Raw genomic sequence first — 24,828 nt, forward strand, 5'->3', positions numbered from 1 at the left:
CTATTCCACTCCTTCTGTCATTTGCTCAAGTTCTATATATATCAGCTAATCTTATCGATTCACGTTGTGTAATACTTCAATCTTACTCTGACCAGACAAGCTTTCCATCAACCCAAGTCTTCACTGGCCATCCCTTTAGATTCCAGCCTGCAAAAGGAGTATTATGACCCTTAGATAGAAATTGTTCTGGATCAACACTCTTCTCAGCATCTAGATCAATCATCGTTAGGTCAGCTGGTCTACCCGCTTCAAGTAATCCTGAATTCAGACCAAAGACTTTTGCAGGATCAGCAGTCATTCTTTGTACTAAGAAAGATAAATCCCATAACCCAGTTTCTACAAATTTCGTATATAGAAGAGGGAAGGCAGTCTCAAATCCGACAATACCAAACGGTGCAAGTTCCATCCCTTTAGCTTTCTCTTCAGCGCTATGAGGTGCATGATCTGTCACGATGATATCAAGTGTTCCATCAAGCAACCCTTCAATACAAGCCTCAACATCTCGTTTCGAACGAAGAGGAGGATTCATTTTCCAATTGGCGTCCAATCCAGGGATATCTTCTTCTGAGAGAACCAAATGATGTGGACATACTTCGGCAGTCACATGAATTCCTATTGATTTCGCTTGCCGGATTAATCGAACTGATTGTTCTGTACTCACATGGCAGACATGATAATGAACACCTGTTGCTTCTGCTAGCAGAATGTCGCGACCCACATGAATGGCTTCCGATTCATTCGGGATCCCTTTTAGACCATGTTTCTTCGCAAACTCACCTTCTGCAACACAAGCTCCAACAACGAGTGAATCGTCTTCACAATGGGCAATAACAGGCATTTGTAGACCTGCCGCAATTTTCATAGCATCCTTCATCATTTGCGCATTTTGTACACCTACACCATCATCTGTAAAACCAATGGCACCCGCTTCTTTTAATGCTGCGAAATCCGTTAGTTCACGTCCAAGTTCGTTCTTAGTTATAGCTGCATAAGGTAGGACTTTAACAATTCCTGCCTGATTGGCCTTTTCAAGAATAAGCTTAATGACATCAGGATGATCCGTTACTGGTCTTGTATTAGGCATACAAGCAATCGTTGTAAATCCACCCTTGGCAGCTGAACGACTTCCACTTTCAATTGTTTCTTTATGTTCGAAGCCTGGTTCACGTAAATGCACATGCATATCGATAAAACCTGGAGTAATTAGTTTTCCTTCTGCATCAATGATGTCTGATGCACCATCCTGAATATCCGACAATTTCACCTGAGCATCGACTAGAGATTTAATGACGCCATCCTGTAGTAGAATATGTTTTTTTTCTAAATTCCCTTGATGATCAAGAACACTCGCATTTGCAATAATGGTTAACATGACTACCTCCGCTCATTGATTGCGCACTTTGGCTTCAATCTATTGTATAATAAAAATTCATATTTGTGTATATTTATTAATAAAATCGTGATATTTTATCAGCCTAACCCCTTATAGCCCGCTCCATAACCGCCATCCTAATCGGTACGCCGTTACTCATTTGCGGGAATATCATCGATTGAGCACTTTCCACAACCGCATCATCTATCTCTACATTCCGATTCACCGGAGCTGGATGCATAATAATCGTATCCTTAGAGAGCTTGGCTGCTCTTGCTTCAGTAAGGCCATACTGTTCTCTATAGTTTTCTGCTGACTTCAGCAATCCAGTGGCATGGCGCTCTAATTGTACTCTTAGCATCATTACAACATCGGAGTGCATAGCTTCATCCATCGTGACATATGGAGCATATTGTGCAAGCTCAGGTGCTGCCATACTTTCTGGTGCACAGAAGTTAACATGAGCCCCAAACTTCTGTAACGCCCACAGATTTGATCTTGCGACACGACTATGGCGAATATCGCCGATAATAGATACTTTCAATCCTTTTAGTTCACCGAACTTCTTACGCATTGTATATATATCAAGTAAAGCTTGGGTTGGGTGTTCGTTACTTCCATCTCCAGCATTGATTAATGGAACCTTTACTGTTTCCGCTAACTTCTGTAGAACTCCATCTGGCTTCATGCGTATGACACCTGCATCAATCCCCATCGATTCAAGTGTTCGCACCGTATCATAGATGGATTCTCCTTTTTCCACACTAGAGGCTGCGGCAGAAAAGTTCAGTACTTGTGCTCCAAGACGTTTCTCCGCCATTTCAAAGGAAAACCTTGTTCTTGTACTATTCTCAAAAAACATATTAGCTACAAAATACGAGCTTAGAATCGGAGTAACCTTCTCTTCCTGTGCTTCCCAGTATGCCGCTCTATCCAGAATCGAGCCAATTTCATTTCTGCTGATATCTTTAAGTCCAAGTAAGCTGCGGTCCTTGAGATTAATAGTGCTCATCATGTCTACCGCTCCTCCCTATTCTGCGAGATTGTTACTTGATCTTTTCCATCAAACTCTATTAGTGCAACTTCAATCTCTTCCTGATTAGAAGTCGGTACGTTCTTACCAATATAATCCGGCCTTATCGGAAGTTCGCGATGTCCACGATCTGCTAATACCGCTAGTTGAATCATCCGTGGACGACCACAATCCATTAGAGCATCCATCGCAGCACGAATTGTACGTCCTGTATAGAGGACATCATCGAACAATATAATGGTTTTATCCTGAATGCTTACATTACCTAAACTGCTCTTTAATTGATTCAGTGCTAGATTTCCATCTTGCACCACATGGGCCTGTTCTTCTAAACGATCATCCCGATATGCCGTTACATCCAACTCACCACAGATGATTGGAGTTCCTTCAATTTCCTCAATTCGTTGAGCGATGCGTTGTGCTAAGTAAATTCCACGTGTGCGAATTCCAATCAGAATACAATTCTCAATTCCTTTGTTCTTCTCTATAATCTCATGGGCAATTCTTGATAATGCTCGTCTAATTGCTGTCTCATCCATAATCACATGTACTTCTTTAGCCATTATTCATTACCCCTTTACAGGAATTCCTTCATTAGTTCCCGTGACATACAAAAAAACTCCTTGCCCTAAAGGCAAGGAGTTTACTTCGTTATTCAATCCAATAGCTATTGGATTGAATAAGAGGACGCCCATCAACGACACGTATACGAATATACGAGTGTCATGCGGTGAACCTCGGTTCACGTAACCTTGCCAGTCTCACGGGACTGAATTAAAGGTGCTATTCATCTACGAGAATTATGACAGAACCAATGAATGATGTCAACCGCAGTCCGCAAAAGTCGAATAGGACAAGTAGAAACGGCAATGCCGTCCTTTTTCAAAGACGGCACCCGTTTCAGCGGAAATATAAGGAATAGAGTATCAAGTGAAACTTATACTTTCTTATATTTCAAAAAAAGGGTATCTACCAATGGCAGACACCCTTCTATTAAAATTCAAATTCAACCTGGCTTAAGCGACGTTTAATTTCACTGATTACTCTCTTCTCATCCTCTTCACCATTCGCAATAAAGGTAACTGAGAAACGAACAAAGTGGCCAGCATCATCCCACGGTACTGTCGAAATGAGTTGTTCACGAATAAGAAATTGTGAGAAATCTTCACCCGATGTAAATCGTTGCCCACCTTTGACACCCTTTGGTGCTTCTACATATAAGAAAAATGAGCCTTTAGGTTTCTCGGCTGAGAATCCTAATTCATTCAAAGCGTCCACCAATAAGTTATGACGGCGAGAGTATTTAAGTGCAATTTGTTCAGTGATCTCAGGGCGAGAAAGACCATATGCTGCCGCCTTTTGGATGGCTATGAACTGACCAGAATCATTGTTATCTTTCACATCACTGAAAGCTTTAACAATAAGGGGATTTCCAGCTACAAAACCAATTCGCCAGCCCGTCATATTATATGACTTAGAAAGGGAATGAAGTTCAATCCCTACATCCTTAGCCCCTTCAACAGAAAGAAAACTGAGTGGTTTCATGCCATCATAAGTTAAGGCAGCATAGGGTGCGTCATGTACAACAACTACATCATATTTTCTAGCCCATTCTACCACTTCAGTGAAGAACTCCACGGTCGCACTAGCCCCAGTTGGGTTATTAGGGTAATTCAAATATAAAAGTTTGGCACGACGTGCAATATCTGCAGGAATATCGTTTAAATTCGGTAGGAATTTGTTTTCCTTCTTCAATTCAACTGTAAATACTTCTCCACCCAAATACTTCGTATGTGTTCCCAGTACCGGATAACCTGGTACTGTCATTATCGTGATATCACCTGGATTGATAAAGCAAGAAGGCAACATAGCTAATGCTGGCTTCGATCCAATCGAGTGTACGATTTCGTTAACTGGATCAATACCATCTACACAGAATACTTCCTGTAAATATTTCGCAGCGGCCTCCTTAAATTCCGAAATACCATTATCAGCATAGCCTCTATTCTCCGATTTAGCCGCTTCTTCAGCTAATTTCGTAACAATCGATGCATCCGCCATCTCATCGGGTTCTCCCACTCCCATATCAATTAATTCTATGTTGGGGAAATCTTTCTTGGCAGATGCTTTAGCACGCTTTATCTTTTCGAATTTATAGATTTCTGTACCTTTACCATAGTTGGAACCACCGATTCGATCGGCAAAATTCGTTTGTATATACGTTTGCTGATATTGTTCAATACTCATGTTAATTCATCTCCTATTTAGGCGAAATTCTATCCCTAAATATGAAGGAATCCATGGCAATATGCCATGGATTAATCTTCTTATCATTTGCACTTTTAGCGACTACGTAGACTAGCAAGTAGATCTTGTAGGTCTTGTGGTATATCAGCATTGAATTCTAGATATTCACCACTTGAAGGATGATTAAATCCTAATACAGCTGCATGTAACGCTTGTCCACCAAATTTGATTCCTTTTCCTCGTCCATATATGGGGTCCCCAACCAAAGAATGACCAATAAACTTCATATGGACACGAATCTGATGAGTTCGTCCTGTTTCAAGCTTAAGTTCTAGCAATGTATAATCACCTAGACGTTCCTGTACTGTAAAATGTGTCACGGCTTGTTTACTATTCTTCTCCTTAACCGTGTACATTTTGCGATCTAGAGGATCTCGTCCAATAGGTGCATCAACGGTCCCTTGATCATGACCAATACTTCCTTGTACCAACGCAATATAGCGTCGAGTCACTGTATGTTCCTTTAATTGTGCTGCTAGAGAGGCATGTGACTTGTCATTCTTCGCAGCCATAATCAATCCGGATGTATCTTTATCTATACGATGGACGATGCCTGGACGTAATTCACCATTAATACCCGATAAATCCTTACAATGATACATTAGAGCATTAACTAACGTACCTGAAGAATGACCTGGTGCTGGATGTACAACCATCCCTCTTGGCTTATTCACAACGATAAGATCTTGATCTTCATATACAACTTCAAGCGGAATATCCTGTGCTATGATTTCGACTAATGTTGGTTCAGGAACAATAACTTCAATTTGATCCCCCACAGATAGCTTATAATTCGCCTTAACCGTATTTCCATTCACTTTCACATGGTCACCATTGATCCATAATTGAACCTGTGAACGGGAAACATCTTCACCCCATACTTCAGTAATATACTTATCAATACGCTCTTTACCAGAACCTTCTTCAACTATAAATTCTCTGATATCTAAATCAGGATTAAATACATCATCTTCGTTGGTCTTGTTGTCATTCACGCTTCTTCATTTCCTTCCGTATTCGGATTCGATGGATTTCTTTTCATATCAAGGAAGGAGTCCAGAATAATCAATCCAACACCTACAACAATACATGAATCCGCTACATTAAAAATAGGGAATGTATAGTTGCCAAAGTTGAACATCAAGAAATCTACCACTTCACCTGCAATGACACGGTCAATAAAATTACCTATCGCCCCACCTAGTACCAAACTAAGTGCTAAAGGCAATAATTTATTACTTGTTTTCATCACTTTTTGTAAATACCAAATAATAGCTATAACGACGATACTCGTAATCAAGATAAAAAACCAGCGTTGATCCTGAAGGATTCCAAAAGCAGCACCACGATTACGATGTGATGTTATCAGAAAGAAATTGCCAATCACCGGTATTTGTTCGGACAATTCCATCCGGCTGGCAACCAAATATTTCGTTCCTTGATCCACTAAAAAAGCAACTAACGCGATTATGTAATATACCACAGCTACAAGTCACTCCAATCCTATGATTTCCACCATTCACACGAATCATAAAATTCATTATTATAAACCGAATGACAGACATGTTCATTGTAGCACAGGCGGTCTAAAATCGTCCATAAAGGACCAAAGGCGAGAACATTTTCCTAATTAAAACAGCATCGATACGCACACTCTATAGCAAGAGAAAAAATGAGCCTCTCCCAAGATTATAGAAAGGAGCTACCTATGACACAGTCGCTATCATCAGCACAAATAAATCATCTACGTCAAATGCTCGAACTTGAAAAAGAGGATATCACAAACCGTACGAAAAATAATGAACATAATGGACTTGAAGATTCCTTACGTTATCAAACAGGTGAACTATCCAGTATAGACAACCATCCAGGTGACGTTGCAACAGAACTCTATTACCGTAGTATGGATATTTCACTTCTAGAACACGATGACTTACAATTAGATCGAATTGAGAATGCATTGACTCAAATGAATGAAGGTACCTATGGAACTTGTACAATTTGTGGTCAATCCATACCCTATGATCGACTACTCGCTGTTCCTGCTACGCGATACTGTAAAGAACATTCACCAAGACAACAAGTATCAGATGACCGTCCGGTTGAGGAAGAAATTCTAATGCCTCCTTTTGGGCGTACTAGCTTGGATGAGCGGCATGACCAGAATGGATTTGATGGTGAAGATGCCTGGCAAACTGTAGAGCGTTGGGGCACATCTAATTCACCAGCTATGGCTGAGGACAATCAAATTGAAAGTTATGATGACATGGCCATTGAAGCTGATGATGAAATCGAAGGATGTGTTGAGTCCTTAGAAAGCTTCGTCTCCGCAGATATTGAAGGAAATCCAACAGGTATTGTTCGTAATCATCACTATCACAAGTATATGTCGAGCGATGAGGGCATTGATACTCTTACACAACAGGATATGATTCCTTAAAGTCAATAATTTAATTCCAATTGTCTTTGTACAATGCGTACAATATCAGCTATATAATCTCCAACAATAGGTAAATTTAATGCTCCAAGTAATTGCAAAACATAAATGATCGTCGCTGCAAAAAAAGTAAATCCAATTGCTATTCCTACACCACGTGCTGTACCTGATAGTATATTAAGCCATATTAGTCGCCATGGCCGATGTAATAACTCTGTATATTGGGCTATACGTGATCTTTCTAATTGGTCTGCTACCTTCATCATTAGATTATAGGTATCTTCTGAACGATCCTGTTTAATGGTCGTATCTTTTGTAACATCTGCCACATTGTTTGCTCCTTTTGGCGCTCAATGATGAAGAAGAAACGAGCCTTAACCCGTGCGGGAATCAATTTTCCCGAATCGGCTTAAGGCTCGTTTGTCTTTAGTTAACACTATTATGTTCCAAAAGATCACGTCTTAATCTGCAATATAGATACCAACGGTTTTACCAGCAATCTCAACTTGTTCCATCGTTTCATTCGAACCAAACAATAATTCACTCACTAACACATTTTCACGTAATACATGATTAAATGTAGTAATAGCTTCTTTCAGTTCGTCATCAACAGCTAACGTCAAGACAACACGCTTCTCAATCGGTAGATCCAATTTCTTGCGATAATCCTGAACCGCACGGATCACTTCGCGCACCCATCCTTCTTGTACTAGATCAGGTGTAATCTCAGTATTTAATGCTACTGTAATCCCGTACCCTGAAGCAGAGGCAAAACCAGATCTTGCCTGCTTATCAATTAACAATTCTTCAGGCGTAATTTGTAATTCATCACCTTCAGGAGAAGTTACATTTAGAATGCCAGATTGTACCGCTTCACGCGTTTCCTCTGCAGTCATACTCTTGAAGTGATTTTGCAGGAATCCAACATTTTTACCATATTTTTTACCGCCAATTTTTAAATTAAGCTTGAGTGTTAGATCAACAAAACCGCTATCATCGCTTTCTGTAACGATATTCTTCACATTGATTTCTTCTTTGATAATATCCTCATATCCAGGTAGATTAAAACCATGATCAATCGAAACAATCAGTTCTGACAACGGCTGACGAGTCTTAATTCCTGTCTCATTACGAACGTTTCGTGCAAGCTCAACAATACGACGTGCTGTCTCCATATCGCGCTCTAAAGCCTCGTCAATCAGCTCTTCATTCGCCTGAGGATAGTCATCTAGATGAACACTATCCACTCCACCAAGATTCAGATAAATATCTTCAGCCAACATCGGTGTGAATGGCGCGATCAACTTCGCCGTCGTCATCATCACTTCCGTTAATGTGCGGTAGGCATCCAGTTTATCTTCCGTAAGTCCACTTCCCCAGAAACGATCACGCGAACGACGGATATACCAGTTACTTAGTTCATCCACAAAACCTTCTATTGCTTTCGAAGCATTTAAGAAATCGTTCACAGCTAATCCTTTATCTACCGTCTTAATCAAACTGTTCAAACGAGATAAAATCCAGCGATCTAGCTTATGATTCGATAGTTGGAATGGATGTTTAGCAGCATCAAAACCATCTATACTTGCATATAGCGTTAAGAATGCATGGGTGTTAACTAGCGTATCCACCAACTTAGATTTGGCTTCCCCTACGATTCCTTTGGAGAAGCGTTTGCTATTCCAAGGTGCACTATCAGATAGTAACGCCCAACGGAAAGCATCCGTTCCATACTCTTCAATAATTTCCCACGGATCAATAACATTTCCTTTAGACTTAGACATCTTCTGTCCTTGCTCATCTAGCACATGTCCAGTCGCCATAACAGCTTTATAAGGAGCTTTCCCTGTTAGAAGCGTAGATACAGCTAAAAGACTATAGAACCACCCACGCGTCTGGTCAATCCCTTCACAGATCATGTCCGCAGGATACTGTTGCTCGAACGTTTCCTGATTCTCAAAAGGATAATGTTGCTGAGCAAACGGCATTGAACCGCTATCGAACCATACATCAATTACTTCTGGTGTACGAGTCATGATGTATTGCCCACAAGAACTACGTACTTTCACATCATCGACATACGGTTTGTGTAACTCTAAATTCTCAGGAACATCACCAATCGCACGGGCTCTAAGCTCTGCAATATTGTGTGGTGCGAACTGTTCTCCCGTTTCTTGACATATCCAAATATTCAGTGGTGTACCCCAATAACGGTCACGACTAATATTCCAATCCACCAAATCCTCTAGGAATTTACCGAAACGCCCTTCACGAACATGGCCTGGATACCATTCAACCTCATTATTGTTAGCAATCAATTGATCCTTAATCGCTGTTGTCTTAATAAACCAACTGTCCATAGCATAATACAATAGTGGTGTATCACAACGCCAACAGAAAGGATAACTATGCTCATATTTTTCTTTACTATATAGCATGCCACGTTCAGAAAGCATTTTGACAATATCGATGTCACAATCTTTAACAAAACGTCCAGCCAAATCAGTTACTTCATCAACGTAGCATCCTTGTAGATTCACGACATTCACAAAACTGATGTCATTCTCTTTACATACTCTATAGTCATCTTCACCATGAGCTGGAGCTAAATGAACGATACCTGTACCACTAGCATCTGTAACAAATTTCGCACCCAGAATCACATTAGATTTCTCTAATTGCGTGTAACTAAATGGTGCATCATACATTTGGCCAACTAACTCTGAACCTTTAAGCGTGCCGATGACTTCATACTCACCATGCATCACATCATCCACTAGCTTCTTAGCTACGATATATACGCCATCTGCTTGCTTCACACGCGCATATTCCATTTCTGGATTCACAGCCAGCGCTACGTGTCCAGGTAAAGTCCAGGGCGTTGTGGTCCAAGCTAGAACATACTCACCACTATCATGTAACTTGAACTTCGCCGTAGCACTCAGATCTTTAACATCCTTATAACCTTGCGCAACTTCATGCGAGCTAAGCGATGTCTGGCAAGAAGGGCAGTACGGGCTAACGCGATGACCACGATATAACAAATCTTTGTCATGCACCGTAGCTAGAATATTCCACACACTCTCGATGTAATTGTTATCCAATGTGATATATGGATCATCCATATTCGTCCAGTATCCGATCGCTTCAGTCAATTCACGCCATTGCTTCTCATAGACAAATACACTTTCCTTACACTTCTTAATAAAAGCTTCTACGCCATACTCTTCAATCTCATGTTTATGCGTAATTCCTAGTTGTTTCTGCACACCTAACTCAACAGGAAGACCATGTGTATCCCATCCTGCTTTACGTACGACACGATACCCTTTCATCGTCTGATACCGACCAATGAAATCCTTGATTACCCGTCCCAGGACGTGGCCAATATGTGGCTTACCATTCGCTGTAGGTGGTCCCTCGTAAAATACAAAATTAGGTTTTCCTTCACGGTGATCTATCGATTTACGAAACGTTCCTTCATCATTCCACTTCTTCAAAACGCGCAATTCTCTAGCGCGTGCCTTTTCTTTGACATCGACTCTATTCATGAATGATCATTCCTTTCAATATGGACTCCTGTAGATACCCAAAATTTCGTCGTAATTCTTACATAGATTGTTTTAAGTTTATTAGGAACGTATCCTCGCTTACCGCCTTTCAAGGAAGTCCATCCCCCTAAGTCCCCCTTGCTAAGGGGGATTCCGAGGGCTAGCCCTCTGGACACCCAAAATTTGGTCGGAATTGTTACATAGATTGTATTAAGTTTATTTGGAGCGTATCCTCGCTTACCACCTTTTGCTAGCAAAAGGCCCGCTTACTTACATTTGTCTGTTGCGACTTCCACTCTTTCGTCCGTTGCCCTGCACCGAAGTATCAACTTCTCATAGGTGGAAGACACCGTTGACGTTCCCGTAGGGGAGTCGAGAACGGGGAATTCTACCTACTCGAATGTAACTCGAGTGCGTCACTGACCCTCTTTCGTCCGTTGCCCTGAACCGAAGCATCTCCATCGTCGTAGGTGGAAGATCCCGTTGACGTTCCCGTAGGGGAGTCGAGGACAGGGATTTCCACCTACTCGAATGTAATTCAGGGCGAAACTGTCCCTCTTTCGTCTGTTGCACTGCGTCGAAGCATCTCCTTCGCCATAGGTGGAAGATCCCGTTGACGTCCCCGTAGGGGAGTCGAGGACAGGGATTTCCACCTACTCGAATGTAACTCAGGTGCGACGCTGTGGCCCTCCATAGATAGTGAGTGCGGCCGCGCGAAGTGGCTAGGCACTCCTCGTATGGAAGGTGACCGAGTGATCCCGAAGGGGAGTCGAGGAAGTACCGCTCGCACCTCCACCGTCACTCCTCTCCACCCACTAACTCCTTCCACCAAACTTTCAGGCGTCCAGAGGGCAGGCCCTCTGGGGTCCCCCTTCTTAAGGGGGATTTAGGGGGATCAAAACAACATAAATAAGCCCCATCCCCAAAGGGACGAGACTTTAGCTCGCGTTACCACCCTAATTTCGCTCATTAAAAAAACTTAATCAGCGACTCCTCAAGTCTATGATGAACTTACCAACATAGAGCCGTTATAACGTTCGGCAGTCCGGTTCAGCTTACACACGTTAGTGACGTTTCAGCTTCACTTCTCCGGGAGGATCTTCCACATAAGGTCTGAACATTGGCTCTCAGCAATTCGCCAACTCTCTAAAGAACAGCTCCTCAAGGTACTTATCCCATCATCAAATCTATTTAGTCCAATCAGAAAAATCATATTATGAGTATAGTTATAGCTTTTTTTCGCAAAAAAGTCAAACCAGTAGAACCCTTATAGTAATTCCTTAACTTCTTCACGGCTTTCTAATGAATCCCAACCATCCATACTAAGTAATTCCAATTGTGCTTCAACCAACGTACGGAAACGTGTGCGATAAATGGAAGCCTGTTTCTTTAGCTCTTCCACTTCCATTGCAATTTTCCGTGATTTGGATAAGGACTCATTAACAATTCGGTCTGCATTCTTCTCGGCTTCTTTTAGAATTAACTGAGATTCCTTCTTGGCATTACTCTTCACATCATCTGCTGCTTCTTGTGCAACAATGATTGTCTTAGATAGGGATTCCTCAATATTAACGAAATGATCTAATCTCTCTTGAAGAGTAAACATCTGGTTCTGTAATTCCTTGTTCTCCCGAATAACACTCTCGTAATCCTTAATGACTTGGTCCAAGAATTCATTAACTTCATCTTCATCATAACCGCGGATACGGCGGCCAAATTCTTTGTTATGTATATCCAATGGTGTTAACGGCATGGGTGTGCACCTCCTGAAAATTTCGGTATTCAAATTTAACCGATTAACGATATATACTATTCTTGCAAATTATAATCTATAAAGATTGGATCATCATTAATAGTTCTTGGTTTACTCAATTCGACAAGAAGTGTTTACTTCCTGCAAAGTTCTCACACAAATTTTCCGACTTTGACGCGATGACGTCCTTTTTTGGTAATTCCGTCTAGCTCTAATACCTTAAACCGGCCAAATCCTTGCAAAGAAATAACATCACCTTCTTTTAATATAACGGAAGGATCCTCCACAACTCTCCAATTGACTCGACATCGTCCAGCTTTGATAGGAACAAGGATTTTACTACGACTTAATTGGTATGCATCTGAACAAATCCCATCTAGACGCAAGGAAGCGACCGTAATCTCCATAGTACTGAGCGAGGACTGGCTTGTCCGCAATGCTGCTAGCGGCAAAATCTCACTCTGTACATGAATACGGTGCACTTGATTTAGCTGCATTTGAAGATATGCTGCAATATCTTCTCCAACTACCGAGTGGCAACCATCATCCAACACATGAATATCACCAATCTTGCTACGTTTAATCCCTAAATTTAGAATAGCCCCCATGTAGTCACCATGGTCAAGTTCTAGAAATTTCTGATCTCCAGAATAGATACTGAGCACCGCTAAACCCATGTCTTCGTCGTCAAGATTACGATAATCAGGTGCAACAATCGCTCGGCATCTTTCCGCTCCTTCATAACCACCATCAAGGCGAATATGCACATCCGGATGTCGATTTACTAAAGTTTGTAATATGAAAGCTTGCCGGGGATCCAGGAAATCAGTAAGCTTTAATTCATGATATTCACCAGCATTTATAACCCATTCCCATGCTTTGTCAACAAATTGTCTCTCGTCTGGGTGGAAATGTTCTAGAATTTCTTTTACCATACTACACCTAAGAGAATAGAGCGCGGATAATAAATACTAATCCACCTTGAATAAACTGTAAAACAAATAATGCAATGATTGGTGAAATATCAAGCATTCCCATAATCGGCGGAATGAATCGGCGGAATGTAGATAAATAAGGTTCAACCAACTTCGTCAACAATTCTCCAATAAAATTTTCACGCAAATTCGGAACCCATGACATTAACACGTAAATCACGATCATGTAAAAGTAAATATTAAACAACAAATCAATAATTCTTTCTACTTCGTACAAAATTTATTCACCTCATTCTGTTATGTTCAAGTTCTTCGGCCAAAATCTCAGTTATATTACCTTGAATTTCGACTGTATCTGGGGTACATAAGAATATGTTACCACCAATTTTTGAAATACTTCCACTTAATGCATAGACGGTTCCACTTACAAAATCAATAATACGTAATGCTTGATCATTACGTACGCGTTGCAGATTCATCACAACGGTACGATGGGAGCGCAAATGATCAGCGATCTCTTGGGCTTCATCATAAGAACGTGGTTCATATAATACCACTTTAACATTTTTTTGAGAATGAATACTAACTACATTATTTCTTTGGTTCTTACGTGGCTCTGTATTAGCTACTCCATAGTCCTCTTCATCCATCGCAAGTGGTTCACGCTCAACAACTTCTTCTTCCTCCTGTAAACCCATGAAGCTCATAAATCGATTCATAACACCCATCCTTAACCCTCCTCTTTCCCTACTAGAATAGATCCTAAACGTATCCATGTAGAACCTTCTTCAATCGCAACTTCGAAATCATTCGACATTCCCATAGACAATTCAGTAATAGGTTCACGTGTAAGGGATTGACGATTAATTTCATCTCTCAATTCCCTTAGACCGCGGAATACCGGTCGTGTATCTTCGGGATGCCCCTCAAACGGAGCCATCGTCATCAATCCAACGACTTGAATATGATTGAAATCCTTAATCTCATTTAGAAAAGATGCTACGTTCTCAGGGGCTAAACCATATTTGGTATCTTCTCCCGAGATATTGACTTGTACAAATGCCTTTATTTCTATATCTAATTGACTTGCTTTCTTCTCTAGCTCTTGTGCTAATGAGAATCGATCAAGCGAATGGATATATTGAAATTTATTGATAATATCTTTTACTTTGTTCGTCTGAAGATGACCAATGAAATGCCAAATCCCTTCATGCCCTAATGCATTCCATTTCTCTTCAGCATTCTGCCAGCGATTCTCTCCAATATGGAGGAGTCCATGATTTAGAACTTGAGCCGTCATCTCTAACGAGACATACTTTGTGACAGCAACCACATGAACATCATCTGTTGATCTTCCACTTCTTATGCAAGCATCGTTAATACGAGTTTCTACGTCGTTCATTCGCTCTTTTAAAGCCAAAGACAAACCCACCTCACTTTATGCCAATCCAGCTAGCCATGCGCCCTGTAACCCCTCCATCTTTACGATAAGAGAAGAACAAATCATGATGACAACTTGTACACCAAGATGTACATTCGATATGAGTCGGCAATATTCCTGCTTTCATCATAATCTGTCGATTGATTTCTTTCAAGTTTAGCATCGATTTACCGTTATCTTTATACTGATACCAGTTAGTAACATGTTGATTATTACCCCTTGTATCCTTCTCTAATTCATATACCCGAGACATTACTTTATCATCTACCTCATAACAACACGCACCAATAGAAGGTCCAATAGCTGCTCGGATATCATTGATATTACTACCATAGTCTTGCTTCATCTTATCCACCATATTTGCTGCTATCTGAAGTACCGTCCCTTTCCATCCCGCATGAGCAAGCCCAACGACCTGCTTAATGGGATCTAAGAAATAGAGCGGTACACAATCTGCATAAAAAGAAGTTAATAGTACACCAGGTACATTCGTTAATAAGCCATCTGTATTCTGAAATGCAGTTGATCGATCTTTTTTTCCACGGCCTATATCAATGTGGTTGACCTTCTCAATATGATTACTATGAACCTGTTCACCACATGTCCATGAATCTAATGAAAATCCAAGTGTATCAACGATCCGCTGACGATTATTTATCACATCTATCGGATCATCATTAACATGAAAAGCACAATTCAGACTATCATAGGGTGGTTGGCTTGTTCCTCCGCTTCTTCCAGTAAAGCCAACAGTTATGCTGTGGAACTCTTGCCATGGATCCAGCATATATAGAGCAGGAATATCTTCTTTACGACTTTTCAATACAAATGGTTCCATAAAATTCACCTCTGCTCCAGTTTAACATAAATTTTTCCCTAGAACCTATTAGTAAGTCCGACGATCAGTTCGCTCTATTCGCTCAGTATCTTTCTCATCTTTAACAGCCTTTATTTCATCCATTTTTACAAGTACAACATCCGACCCAATCTTTACAATTTGATGCCAAGGAATGATTAGATCACTCCTCCCGCCGAAGAGCCCCATTAATCTTCCGTAATTTGGTACGACAATCGCTTCTATCCGTCCTTCACGAAGGTCCAGCTCTAAATCACTAATTTGACCTAAACGTTTCCCATCAATAATGTTAATAACATCCTTTGTTTGAAAGTCAGAGATCTTCATCAACACTCCACCAACCCTTTTTCAATTTTGAAAAAAGTTATATGGTTAATATATGTAAATACCTGTTCTCTATAACCGATATTCACTATCTATTCAATAAGAACAAATTACAGATGTTAGCAGACTCTTATATTCAGAAAAAAAGCGATCCCGGAGGATCGCTCTTCATATAGCTTATAGCGTCATTGTTATGACGAAATCGAAGACAAATTATCATATCTCAAGATTTAACATATTTTTGCATTTGTTGTATGGCCGATTTCTCTAATCGCGATACTTGTGCTTGTGATATACCTATTTCATCAGCAACTTCCATTTGCGTTTTCCCTTCAAAGAATCGCATGGAGAGAATCATCTTCTCTCTCTGACCTAGTCTATGCATAGCCTCTCTAAGGGCGATTTCCTCTATCCAAGAGACATCTTTATTCTTATCATCACTAATCTGATCCATGACATAGATCGGGTCACCACCATCATGATAAATAGGTTCGAACAACGATACGGGATCTTGAATCGCATCTAATGCGAACACGATATCTTCCTTCGGAACATTGAGAGCAGCTGAAATTTCGAATATCGTTGGTTCTCTACAATTCTGATTCGTCAAGGAATCACGGGCTTGAAGTGCCTTATATGCGATGTCACGTAATGAACGTGATACCCTTATCGGATTATTATCCCGCAGATACCGTCGAATTTCCCCAATAATCATGGGTACTGCATACGTCGAGAATTTTACATTTTGCCCTAAATCAAAATTATCAATAGCCTTCATTAGTCCGATACAGCCAACTTGGAATAAATCGTCGACGAATTCACCACGATTATTGAACCTTTGAATCACACTCAATACTAATCTTAGATTTCCATTGACTAACTTCTCTCTAGCTGAACGTTCATTATTTTGTTGAAGGGCATGAAACAACTCCCGCATTTCCACATTGGTTAGAACTGGAAGCTTCGCTGTGTCTACCCCGCAAATTTCAACTTTGTTTCGGGTCATGATGATTTACCTCCCAAGGAGAAACATTAATGTACATTATCTCCTCAGAGGCTCATTTTATTCCTAATCATTTCTTCAACTAGACCATCTTATTAAATTCTTTGCGTAGTCTTTTGATAATTCTCTTCTCTAATCGTGAGATATAGGACTGAGAAATTCCTAACATATCCGCTACATCTTTTTGTGTCTTCTCTTCCCCATCCTGTAAACCAAATCTCAATTCCATAATGGTCCTTTCTCTTTCAGTCAATTTCTCAAGTGCCTTATGCAATAATTTACGGTCAACTTGCTCCTCGATATTACGATAAATGATATCATTCTCTGTACCCATAACATCAGATAATAATAGTTCATTTCCATCCCAATCAATATTTAGCGGTTCATCAAAAGATACCTCGCTACGAATTTTATTATTTCGTCTTAAATACATAAGAATTTCATTTTCAATACAACGAGAAGCATATGTGGCAAGTTTTATTTTTTTCTCTGGATCAAATGTATTAACAGCCTTGATGAGTCCGATTGCCCCGATCGACACTAAATCTTCTATATTAATTCCAGTATTTTCAAATTTACGAGCAATGTATACGACCAATCTTAAATTACGTTCAATTAACATTGCACGAATCGCCGCATCACCCGTTGATAGCTTTTGCAGTAAATATTCCTCTTCCTCACGTGTTAAAGGTGGGGGAAGCGCCTCACTACCACCTATGTAATATATCTCTTCACTCTTTAATCCAAATAAAAAAAGAACCCGATAATATTGAAGTTGCGCAACCAATTTCCATTTTACTAATCTCATTTGTTTCCTCCTAAGAGTTTTCCGTAGGAAAACTTTCATCGTAACATCCAATTTTCTCATTTAGATAGCTGGCGGGATGTGATTGGTGGGTATAACTCTTGGACTCTCCGAATGATTCTCTTCTTGAACAAGATCTGGATGAATAATAGCTCGATACGCTCTTTCATTAGAAAGGGTCCCACTATCAAGTCCAATCAGCACTCTAGTATTTTTACTAACATGTCCATTCATGCTAATCTCAACTGAATCCGGCTTTAATGCTAACATGAATGCAGCACCTCGATTCACTCCACGGTATGGAACTAATCTCAGACGGTCTTGCCACATAAAATCTGATGCTTGACCTAATTCCATAATTAGTTTGTCCGCTTCACCATTAGCAAGTTTCCCTTTCCATGCTTCAGGTAGATGATCTTCCCACAATGAATACTCCATCACCATCACAGGTATTCTTGTCAAGGGATCACACAATTGATTGCCTGTATCTAACAACCCTGTACAATTGACCTGCTGTTCACCCATAATTACTTTTACATCTGCTAAATAGACTGTTCTACTATCTAATTTACGCTTTGAAGATTGAACGAGCTTATACCCATAAAGGACGATTACAAACATAGTGATAGTAAATCCAAATCCAATCTTTATTTCAAATGACATTCCTCCCGAAGTCGTAAACCATATTCCGTTCCAAAGTTCACCTGTATTTTGCAGCAAATAATGAATCCCAATAATTCCACCAGCTGCAGCAAAATTAATCATATAAAAAGCACCTATATTCCTTATATAATGTTGCAAACTGCCAAAACCGAAAGCAATCCACAACATCACTAGAGAAAGTCCGAACTTTATAAGAAAGGTATACATGAACGAAAGATCTGGTACGAACATCATAATGACATATAGGGCACCTAATAATGCTGATAGCAGGATTCGCCACCAAGGTACTCTAATCTTACGCATCCAACCCGTCAACCATATAACAATGGCATCAATCAATAGATTAACGATAAAAATAAGATCGATATAGACAACCATGATCCTCACCTACCTGAATATTTAATCTAAGAGGAAGGAAGTCTGCAGTTTTCAAAGTTTCTCTTTTTGAACTTGGGTGATACTTTTAGTATAGAAAGAGTTCATTCCAAAGTCTGTCTAATCCTGGGAGCAAAGGATATGTTATTTTTGTCGAAAGAAAACATAAAAAAGCCTAATTCACCCTTAGGGAAATTAGACTTCGGTTGATTTCTATTCTTCTAATAACAATTTAATCATTATTCGAGCGTGATCGATTCCGCAAAAATGTTGGAATATCTAGTTGATCACTACTAGGTTGGTTGCCAAATGGACGCAAATTATTGTTGCGATTCTCAACTGGCTCACTCTCAGAAGCACCTGGTTTACGAACTTGAGCATGTGGTGCAATTTGTTTATGCTCAAAACCAGTGGCAATCACTGTTACTTTAATATCGTCCTTCATCTCTTCATCGATAATGGCACCAAATATCATATTCACATCTGGATCTGAAGCAGAAGTAACAATCTCCGCAGCTTCATTCACTTCATAGAGCGATAAGTTAGAACCACCCGTAATATTCATAATAACACCACGAGCACCTTCAATTGAAGTTTCCAACAATGGACTCATAATAGCTTTACGAGCCGCTTCTGCCGCCCGATTCTCACCATTTGCTATTCCTATTCCCATTAATGCTGAACCACGTTCTGTCATAATAGTCTTCACGTCTGCAAAGTCAAGATTGATAAGACCTGGTACTGCAATAAGATCTGATATCCCTTGTACTGCTTGACGGAGAACATTATCTGCTTCTCTAAACGCTTCTAACATCGGTGTCTTCTTATCTACAATTTCCAATAGACGATCATTAGGAATTACAATTAAAGTGTCTACTTTTTCTTTTAGTGCTTCAATTCCTAACTCTGCTTGTGAGAAACGTTTTCTGCCTTCAAAAGTAAAAGGTCTAGTAACCACCCCTACTGTCAGTGCTCCACATTCTCTAGCAATCTCAGCAATAACAGGAGCAGCACCCGTTCCAGTTCCGCCACCCATTCCTGCAGTGACAAACACCATGTCAGCACCCTTCAATGTATTCGAAATAAGCTCTCGAGATTCCTCAGCAGCTTTCTTACCCACTTCAGGATTAGCACCCGCTCCAAGACCTCTTGTAAGCTTGTCCCCAATCTGAAGTTTGTGTTCCGATTTAGCCATATGTAGTGCTTGAGCATCTGTGTTAACCGTGATAAATTCTACACCTTGTACACCATTCTCAATCATTCGGTTGACAGCATTACTACCTCCACCGCCAACACCTATCACTTTAATCTGAGCTAAACTCTCCATTCCAAAATCAAATTCCAACATACTGTCCCATCTCCCCCTCGTTGTGCATGGATGGCTCGTTCACAGTTATATGAACACCTTATATAAACTCACTAAACATATTTTTTAAACGTTCCACCAACCCTGGTTTCTGTGGCTTACCTTGATTAGACGCAGGATTCACCTTATTGTTACGATTAGGTGGCTTCTTGGTGTTCAACGTCGAGTTATTACGCACACGATAGTTTCGTAGAACATTATGAAGTATCCCAACACCGCTAGTAAAACCTGGATCTCTCACCCCAATATAATCTGGAACAGCAATCCGTACAGACGCAGAGAGTTCACCCTGTGCTACCTGCAGAACGCCAGGCATCGTAACTGTTCCACCAGTCAGGATATATCCACCAGGAAGTTCTTTATAACCAAGACGTTTAACTTCTTGATGAAGAAGATAGAATATTTCTTGAATTCGCGGTTCCACAATGGCTGCCAAATCTTGTTGACTAAATTCTTTTTCCACATTACTTCCAATACGTGTTACCTTAAAGACAACATCTGGCGCAGCATCATCTACTAATGCGCATCCATACTTCAATTTAACCTTTTCAGCTTGATCCGTCAATGTACGTAAACCATAAGCAATATCATTGGTTACATACTCTCCACCAATAGGTAAAGTCGAAGTAGCAACCATAGTTCCTTCTTCGAAAATAGCAATACTCGTAGTACCAGCACCAATATCAACTAGTACCGAACCCATAGTCTTTTCGTCTTTCGAAAGAGCCATTTGACCAGCTGCTAATGACATTAAAACCAGATCTTTAATTTTCAGACCAGATTTCTCTACACAACGTAAAAGATTATGTATGGCTGTTTTGGCACCTGTAATAATAATTGCCTCAACTTCCAAGCGTACACCGATCATTCCGCGTGGATCTTGAATCCCCTCAAGACCATCCACAACGTATTGCTTTGCAACGACATCAATAATTTCACGGTCAGGAGGTAAAGCGACAACTTCTGCGGCTTTTAATACCCGTTCAATGTCCTCTTCTCCAATTTCCCGATCCTCGTTCGATACTGCCACTACTCCGTGGCTTGATTGAAGTCCAATATGATTCCCTGATATGCCGACATATACTTCAGATATTTGGATACCAACCATACGTTCCGCGTGATCTACTGCATTACGGATAGATTGTACAGTCTGGTCAATATCTACAATTGCACCTTTGCGTATTCCTTCTGAGTCGGCAGATCCAACTCCAATAATATTAAAGGTTCCATTATTTACTTCCCCAATAATAGCACGAACTTTGGATGTACCGATGTCCAAACTAACAATGATATCATTGTTGCTCAACTGTGGCACCTCCTGTTCCTTCATAAATGTTAGAAATGTTAGGTTATTTGTAAATATACTCTCTACTTATTCAACACATCTTTAATTTTCCCTCTTTTTTCTACATTTTTTTTAAAAGGTAAAAAATGAGAAGGATTTATTTGATACTAAAATATACTGAGAGAGAAGTTGAACTTGTCCATAAAATTAATTGTAGCATTTTTTACTAGTTATTAGAAGTACTTTCCCCATTTTCCAGTTCACTATTTAATGGAAGAAACGGTACGTATGAATCTGCTTCTAACATCGTAATAAGTCCTGGCTCCTCTGTCTCTATCACTTGATTAAGATATTCAACTTTGTCCTTGAGAATAGATACAGCCGTGATCACTTCAAATTTAGAACGTGTGTACAATTTGATACGATCTGGAAAGGAAACCGTTGGTGATGGGATGATCTCAGAGATATCTGAAATTAATTGATTGGGAATCTCGCCAAGTGCTTGAGTCAGTTGCAATTTAAACGGGTCAGAAGGATCCCACTTCGTTAATATAGGCTTTTCCACTGCAATACCAATAGAATCCACAGGAATCATAGCCCCACTCGATAAAATAGCCATAAGAGTTCCTCTTTCACCCACTTCATAAGCAACTGTTGGATACTCCTGAATCTGTATTATTATTTGACCTGGAAAATTCTTATTCACCGTAACATGCTGAACCGAGTTGATAGTCATCAATTTTTGCTTCAAAGTTGAAGTAGAGACTCCAAAAAATTGACCATCAACATTAAATTCACCGGTTAGTAACATTTGCTCACGTGTAGTAAACGTATTACCCTTAAATTGAATTTCTGAGATTCGGCTTAACGGTGACCTAAAGAAAAGAACTGCAAGTATAACCACAAACAATAACATTAGTATTAGAATAATTTTGCGACTGGTTTTCATTCTTTTTGGTTTATTAGGTTTAAGTGCGGGTATTATTAATTTTGACATATCAACTCTCCATAAAATGCCTCTTATCCCCTCAGCATTAGAGGGGATAAGCAGGACCTTAGTTCGCCAAATCTAACTGTTTGTGCACCGGAGTATGTCGTTGAATATCAGCTCCAAGCTTCTGGAATAATACTTCAATTTGATCATATCCTCGATCTATATGGTGCACTTGCTCTATAATTGTTTTTCCTTGTGCAGCCAAACCGGCAATAACTAATGCAGCGCCTGCCCTCAAATCTGTTGCTTCGACTGTAGCCCCGTACAACCTTTGAACTCCACGAATAAAAGCACAATTAAGATCAATAGAAATATCAGCACCCATAACAGTTAATTCATTAACATGTTTAAATCTACCTTCGAAGACCGTCTCTTTCATCACACTAAATCCATCTGACAAAGCTAACAATATCATAAACTGTGATTGTAAATCAGTTGGGAATGATGGGTAAGGCGATGTAACAATCCGCTCCACTGCTCGAGGGCGGCTCATACAACTTACGGTCATTATATCATTGCAGACACCTATTTGAACACCAGCTCGTTTCAAGACATGTATAAGTGACGTCAGATGCGCAGGATTACAATGAGTTAACGTCACATTACCTCGAGTTGCTGCAGCAGCTATCATAACGGTTCCTGCTTCAATTCGATCTGGAATGATTTCATAGGTACAAGGAATTAGTTTCTTTACCCCTTGGATTGTAATCGTGTCGGTTCCAGCACCGATGATGCTACCACCCATTTGATTCAAGAAATTCTGCAGATCCTGAATTTCTGGTTCTCTTGCTGCATTCGTTATCGTAGTAGTCCCCTCAGCCAATGTTGCAGCCATCATAATATTCTCTGTTGCACCAACACTTGGAAAATCCAGATGAATATCAGCTCCAACCAATTTACTAGCCTTGCATAGAATCTGTTGATCCTTCTCCTCAATGACTGCCCCTAATGCCCTTAATCCTTGTAAATGTAAGTCAATTTTCCGTTCTCCGATCGCACATCCACCAGGCTGATATATACTTACTTCACCAAATCGGCCAAGTAAAGGTCCCATAAGAAAAATGGATGAACGCATTTGTTTCATTAAATCTTCTGGCACATGAAACGAATTGGCGGACGACGTATCCACAATGATCATTTCTTGCTCATGCCTTGCTTGACATCCGAGCCTATTAAGGATGCTCATCATGACTTCAATATCCAATAGCCGAGGGACATTATGCAAGTGGACTTCACCATCAGTAAGTATACATGCAGCTAGAATGGGCAGTGCTGCATTCTTCGCACCATGGATACGTACGCTTCCTGATAAGGTTCTGCCTCCCTCAATCACCAATTTGTCCAATGCTTCACCTCCGAGTTTACCGTTCACCCACTATAAACACCTCTGGTACTAATGAAATACCATACTCAGTAGCTATTTTCTTCTGAATTTGGTGCATAAGGGTGAGCACGTCCTCTGCTGTCGTTTGACCCGTATTCACAATGAAATTGGCATGCTGTAATGATACTTCTGCACCACCGACTCGAGTTCCCTTTAGACCTGCAGATTCAATCAGCCTTGCTGCAGAATCATTAACAGGATTACGGAACACGCTTCCTGCGCAGGGTGACTGTAGCGGTTGAGTGCGGCAACGACGATCTTTAAAGGAAGCTAATGCGGCCGCAATTTCTCTTCGTTCTCCATAACGAAGAACAAGTGTTGCGTCTACTACAATTCCCTTGTAGTCATGTAGAACTGAATGGCGATAAGCGAAATCCATATCTTCCACAGCATAGTTCACCAATTCCCCGGTTTCTAGTACAATCGCAGCGGATTTGAATATACGTGACACATCTGACCCATGGGCTCCGGCATTCATGTATACGGCTCCACCAATAGAACCAGGAATACCACCTGCAAACTCTAACCCTGTTAATCCTTGTTTACCGGACAGCATGCTTAATTTGGACAATGAAAAAGCACCACCAGCATTCAAGATTTCCTTCTGAAAGTTAGCATATTTAAATCCTGAACCCAGTTTGATCACAACTCCTCGTATGCCTTTATCAGTCACAAGGATATTGGAGCCGTGTCCAATCTGTATCCAAGTTATATGATGACGATTAAGTAACATGAGCAATTCTTGCAACTGGTTTCTATTCTCAGGCACGATGAGTGCATCGGCGGGCCCACCGATATGCCATGTCGTATGTCTTGTCATGGGCTCGTTTAAATAAATTTCCCCGACATTAGAGTTTGCGAATAGCGATAACCATTGATGCAAGATAAATTCCTCCTTCACTTAATCGCATGATGACAACTTTCAATGAGTTAGGAAAATCTAA

Annotated in this window: 24 protein-coding genes and 1 other annotated feature; of the genes, 1 reads left to right on the plus strand and 23 read right to left on the minus strand. The window is 40.4% G+C overall.

What is annotated here, in order from left to right; all coding sequences use genetic code 11:
* Positions 1–82: 82 nt before the first annotated feature.
* The 6 genes from LPB68_RS05095 to lspA form a co-directional block, all read right to left on the minus strand.
* Positions 83–1,372: a dihydroorotase gene (locus LPB68_RS05095; protein WP_068659577.1), complete on the minus strand. Its 1,290-nt coding sequence runs from the start codon at positions 1,370–1,372 to the stop codon at positions 83–85.
* 103 nt (positions 1,373–1,475) lie between these two features.
* Positions 1,476–2,387, minus strand: coding sequence for an aspartate carbamoyltransferase catalytic subunit (locus LPB68_RS05100; protein WP_068659575.1), 912 nt, complete (start codon positions 2,385–2,387; stop codon positions 1,476–1,478).
* A gap of 2 nt (positions 2,388–2,389) precedes the next feature.
* Positions 2,390–2,968, minus strand: a complete 579-nt coding sequence (gene pyrR, locus LPB68_RS05105; protein ID WP_068659573.1) for a bifunctional pyr operon transcriptional regulator/uracil phosphoribosyltransferase PyrR — start codon at positions 2,966–2,968, stop codon at positions 2,390–2,392.
* A gap of 430 nt (positions 2,969–3,398) precedes the next feature.
* The gene (locus LPB68_RS05110; RefSeq protein ID WP_068659572.1) at positions 3,399–4,652 is read right to left on the minus strand and encodes an LL-diaminopimelate aminotransferase; all 1,254 of its coding nucleotides are present in this window, start codon (positions 4,650–4,652) and stop codon (positions 3,399–3,401) included.
* 95 nt (positions 4,653–4,747) lie between these two features.
* On the minus strand, positions 4,748–5,656 hold the full coding sequence (locus LPB68_RS05115) for an RluA family pseudouridine synthase (RefSeq protein WP_332455193.1): 909 nt from the start codon (positions 5,654–5,656) through the stop codon (positions 4,748–4,750).
* Positions 5,657–5,703: 47 nt separating this feature from the next.
* The gene (gene lspA, locus LPB68_RS05120; protein ID WP_068659566.1) at positions 5,704–6,195 is read right to left on the minus strand and encodes a signal peptidase II; all 492 of its coding nucleotides are present in this window, start codon (positions 6,193–6,195) and stop codon (positions 5,704–5,706) included.
* A gap of 225 nt (positions 6,196–6,420) precedes the next feature.
* Between lspA and LPB68_RS05125 the strand changes: the two genes are divergently transcribed.
* Positions 6,421–7,152, plus strand: a complete 732-nt coding sequence (locus LPB68_RS05125; protein ID WP_068659564.1) for a TraR/DksA C4-type zinc finger protein — start codon at positions 6,421–6,423, stop codon at positions 7,150–7,152.
* Between the two features lie 2 nt (positions 7,153–7,154).
* Here the strand turns inward: LPB68_RS05125 and LPB68_RS05130 are convergent, their stop codons facing one another.
* From LPB68_RS05130 to murB, 17 genes are all read right to left on the minus strand, one after another.
* The gene (locus LPB68_RS05130; RefSeq protein WP_232510265.1) at positions 7,155–7,451 is read right to left on the minus strand and encodes a DUF5665 domain-containing protein; all 297 of its coding nucleotides are present in this window, start codon (positions 7,449–7,451) and stop codon (positions 7,155–7,157) included.
* A gap of 159 nt (positions 7,452–7,610) precedes the next feature.
* On the minus strand, positions 7,611–10,700 hold the full coding sequence (ileS, locus tag LPB68_RS05135; RefSeq protein ID WP_068659560.1) for an isoleucine--tRNA ligase: 3,090 nt from the start codon (positions 10,698–10,700) through the stop codon (positions 7,611–7,613).
* Positions 10,701–11,623: 923 nt separating this feature from the next.
* Positions 11,624–11,891, minus strand: a binding site (T-box leader).
* A gap of 76 nt (positions 11,892–11,967) precedes the next feature.
* The gene (locus LPB68_RS05140; RefSeq protein WP_068659557.1) at positions 11,968–12,453 is read right to left on the minus strand and encodes a DivIVA domain-containing protein; all 486 of its coding nucleotides are present in this window, start codon (positions 12,451–12,453) and stop codon (positions 11,968–11,970) included.
* Positions 12,454–12,605: 152 nt separating this feature from the next.
* Positions 12,606–13,388, minus strand: a complete 783-nt coding sequence (locus LPB68_RS05145; protein WP_068659556.1) for a YlmH family RNA-binding protein — start codon at positions 13,386–13,388, stop codon at positions 12,606–12,608.
* 7 nt (positions 13,389–13,395) lie between these two features.
* Positions 13,396–13,668 carry a YggT family protein gene (locus tag LPB68_RS05150; RefSeq protein ID WP_082865760.1) on the minus strand — a complete coding sequence of 91 codons (273 nt, stop codon included), beginning with the start codon at positions 13,666–13,668 and terminating at the stop codon, positions 13,396–13,398.
* A gap of 4 nt (positions 13,669–13,672) precedes the next feature.
* Positions 13,673–14,116: a cell division protein SepF gene (locus LPB68_RS05155; protein ID WP_068659555.1), complete on the minus strand. Its 444-nt coding sequence runs from the start codon at positions 14,114–14,116 to the stop codon at positions 13,673–13,675.
* Between the two features lie 2 nt (positions 14,117–14,118).
* The gene (locus tag LPB68_RS05160; RefSeq protein ID WP_068659550.1) at positions 14,119–14,808 is read right to left on the minus strand and encodes a YggS family pyridoxal phosphate-dependent enzyme; all 690 of its coding nucleotides are present in this window, start codon (positions 14,806–14,808) and stop codon (positions 14,119–14,121) included.
* A gap of 13 nt (positions 14,809–14,821) precedes the next feature.
* Positions 14,822–15,667, minus strand: a complete 846-nt coding sequence (gene pgeF / locus LPB68_RS05165) for a peptidoglycan editing factor PgeF (RefSeq protein ID WP_068659548.1) — start codon at positions 15,665–15,667, stop codon at positions 14,822–14,824.
* A gap of 48 nt (positions 15,668–15,715) precedes the next feature.
* Positions 15,716–16,012: a YlmC/YmxH family sporulation protein gene (locus LPB68_RS05170; protein ID WP_068659547.1), complete on the minus strand. Its 297-nt coding sequence runs from the start codon at positions 16,010–16,012 to the stop codon at positions 15,716–15,718.
* Positions 16,013–16,232: 220 nt separating this feature from the next.
* On the minus strand, positions 16,233–17,015 hold the full coding sequence (gene sigG / locus LPB68_RS05175; RefSeq protein WP_068659546.1) for an RNA polymerase sporulation sigma factor SigG: 783 nt from the start codon (positions 17,013–17,015) through the stop codon (positions 16,233–16,235).
* Between the two features lie 79 nt (positions 17,016–17,094).
* Entirely contained in the window at positions 17,095–17,820 is a 726-nt protein-coding gene (sigE, locus tag LPB68_RS05180; RefSeq protein WP_068659544.1) for an RNA polymerase sporulation sigma factor SigE, read from the minus strand.
* Between the two features lie 60 nt (positions 17,821–17,880).
* On the minus strand, positions 17,881–18,858 hold the full coding sequence (gene spoIIGA, locus LPB68_RS05185) for a sigma-E processing peptidase SpoIIGA (protein ID WP_068659542.1): 978 nt from the start codon (positions 18,856–18,858) through the stop codon (positions 17,881–17,883).
* A gap of 229 nt (positions 18,859–19,087) precedes the next feature.
* Entirely contained in the window at positions 19,088–20,203 is a 1,116-nt protein-coding gene (ftsZ, locus tag LPB68_RS05190; RefSeq protein WP_068659540.1) for a cell division protein FtsZ, read from the minus strand.
* Positions 20,204–20,261: 58 nt separating this feature from the next.
* Positions 20,262–21,527, minus strand: a complete 1,266-nt coding sequence (gene ftsA / locus LPB68_RS05195) for a cell division protein FtsA (protein WP_068659534.1) — start codon at positions 21,525–21,527, stop codon at positions 20,262–20,264.
* A gap of 205 nt (positions 21,528–21,732) precedes the next feature.
* Positions 21,733–22,503: a cell division protein FtsQ/DivIB gene (locus tag LPB68_RS05200; protein WP_068659533.1), complete on the minus strand. Its 771-nt coding sequence runs from the start codon at positions 22,501–22,503 to the stop codon at positions 21,733–21,735.
* A gap of 58 nt (positions 22,504–22,561) precedes the next feature.
* On the minus strand, positions 22,562–23,872 hold the full coding sequence (gene murA, locus LPB68_RS05205; protein ID WP_232510257.1) for a UDP-N-acetylglucosamine 1-carboxyvinyltransferase: 1,311 nt from the start codon (positions 23,870–23,872) through the stop codon (positions 22,562–22,564).
* The gene (murB, locus tag LPB68_RS05210; protein WP_068659531.1) at positions 23,862–24,767 is read right to left on the minus strand and encodes a UDP-N-acetylmuramate dehydrogenase; all 906 of its coding nucleotides are present in this window, start codon (positions 24,765–24,767) and stop codon (positions 23,862–23,864) included. The genes murA and murB overlap by 11 nt, the downstream gene beginning before the upstream one ends.
* Positions 24,768–24,828: the final 61 nt, after the last annotated feature.

Source organism: Paenibacillus crassostreae, from assembly GCF_001857945.1.
Classification (GTDB): Bacteria; Bacillota; Bacilli; order Paenibacillales; family Paenibacillaceae; genus Paenibacillus_AQ; species Paenibacillus_AQ crassostreae.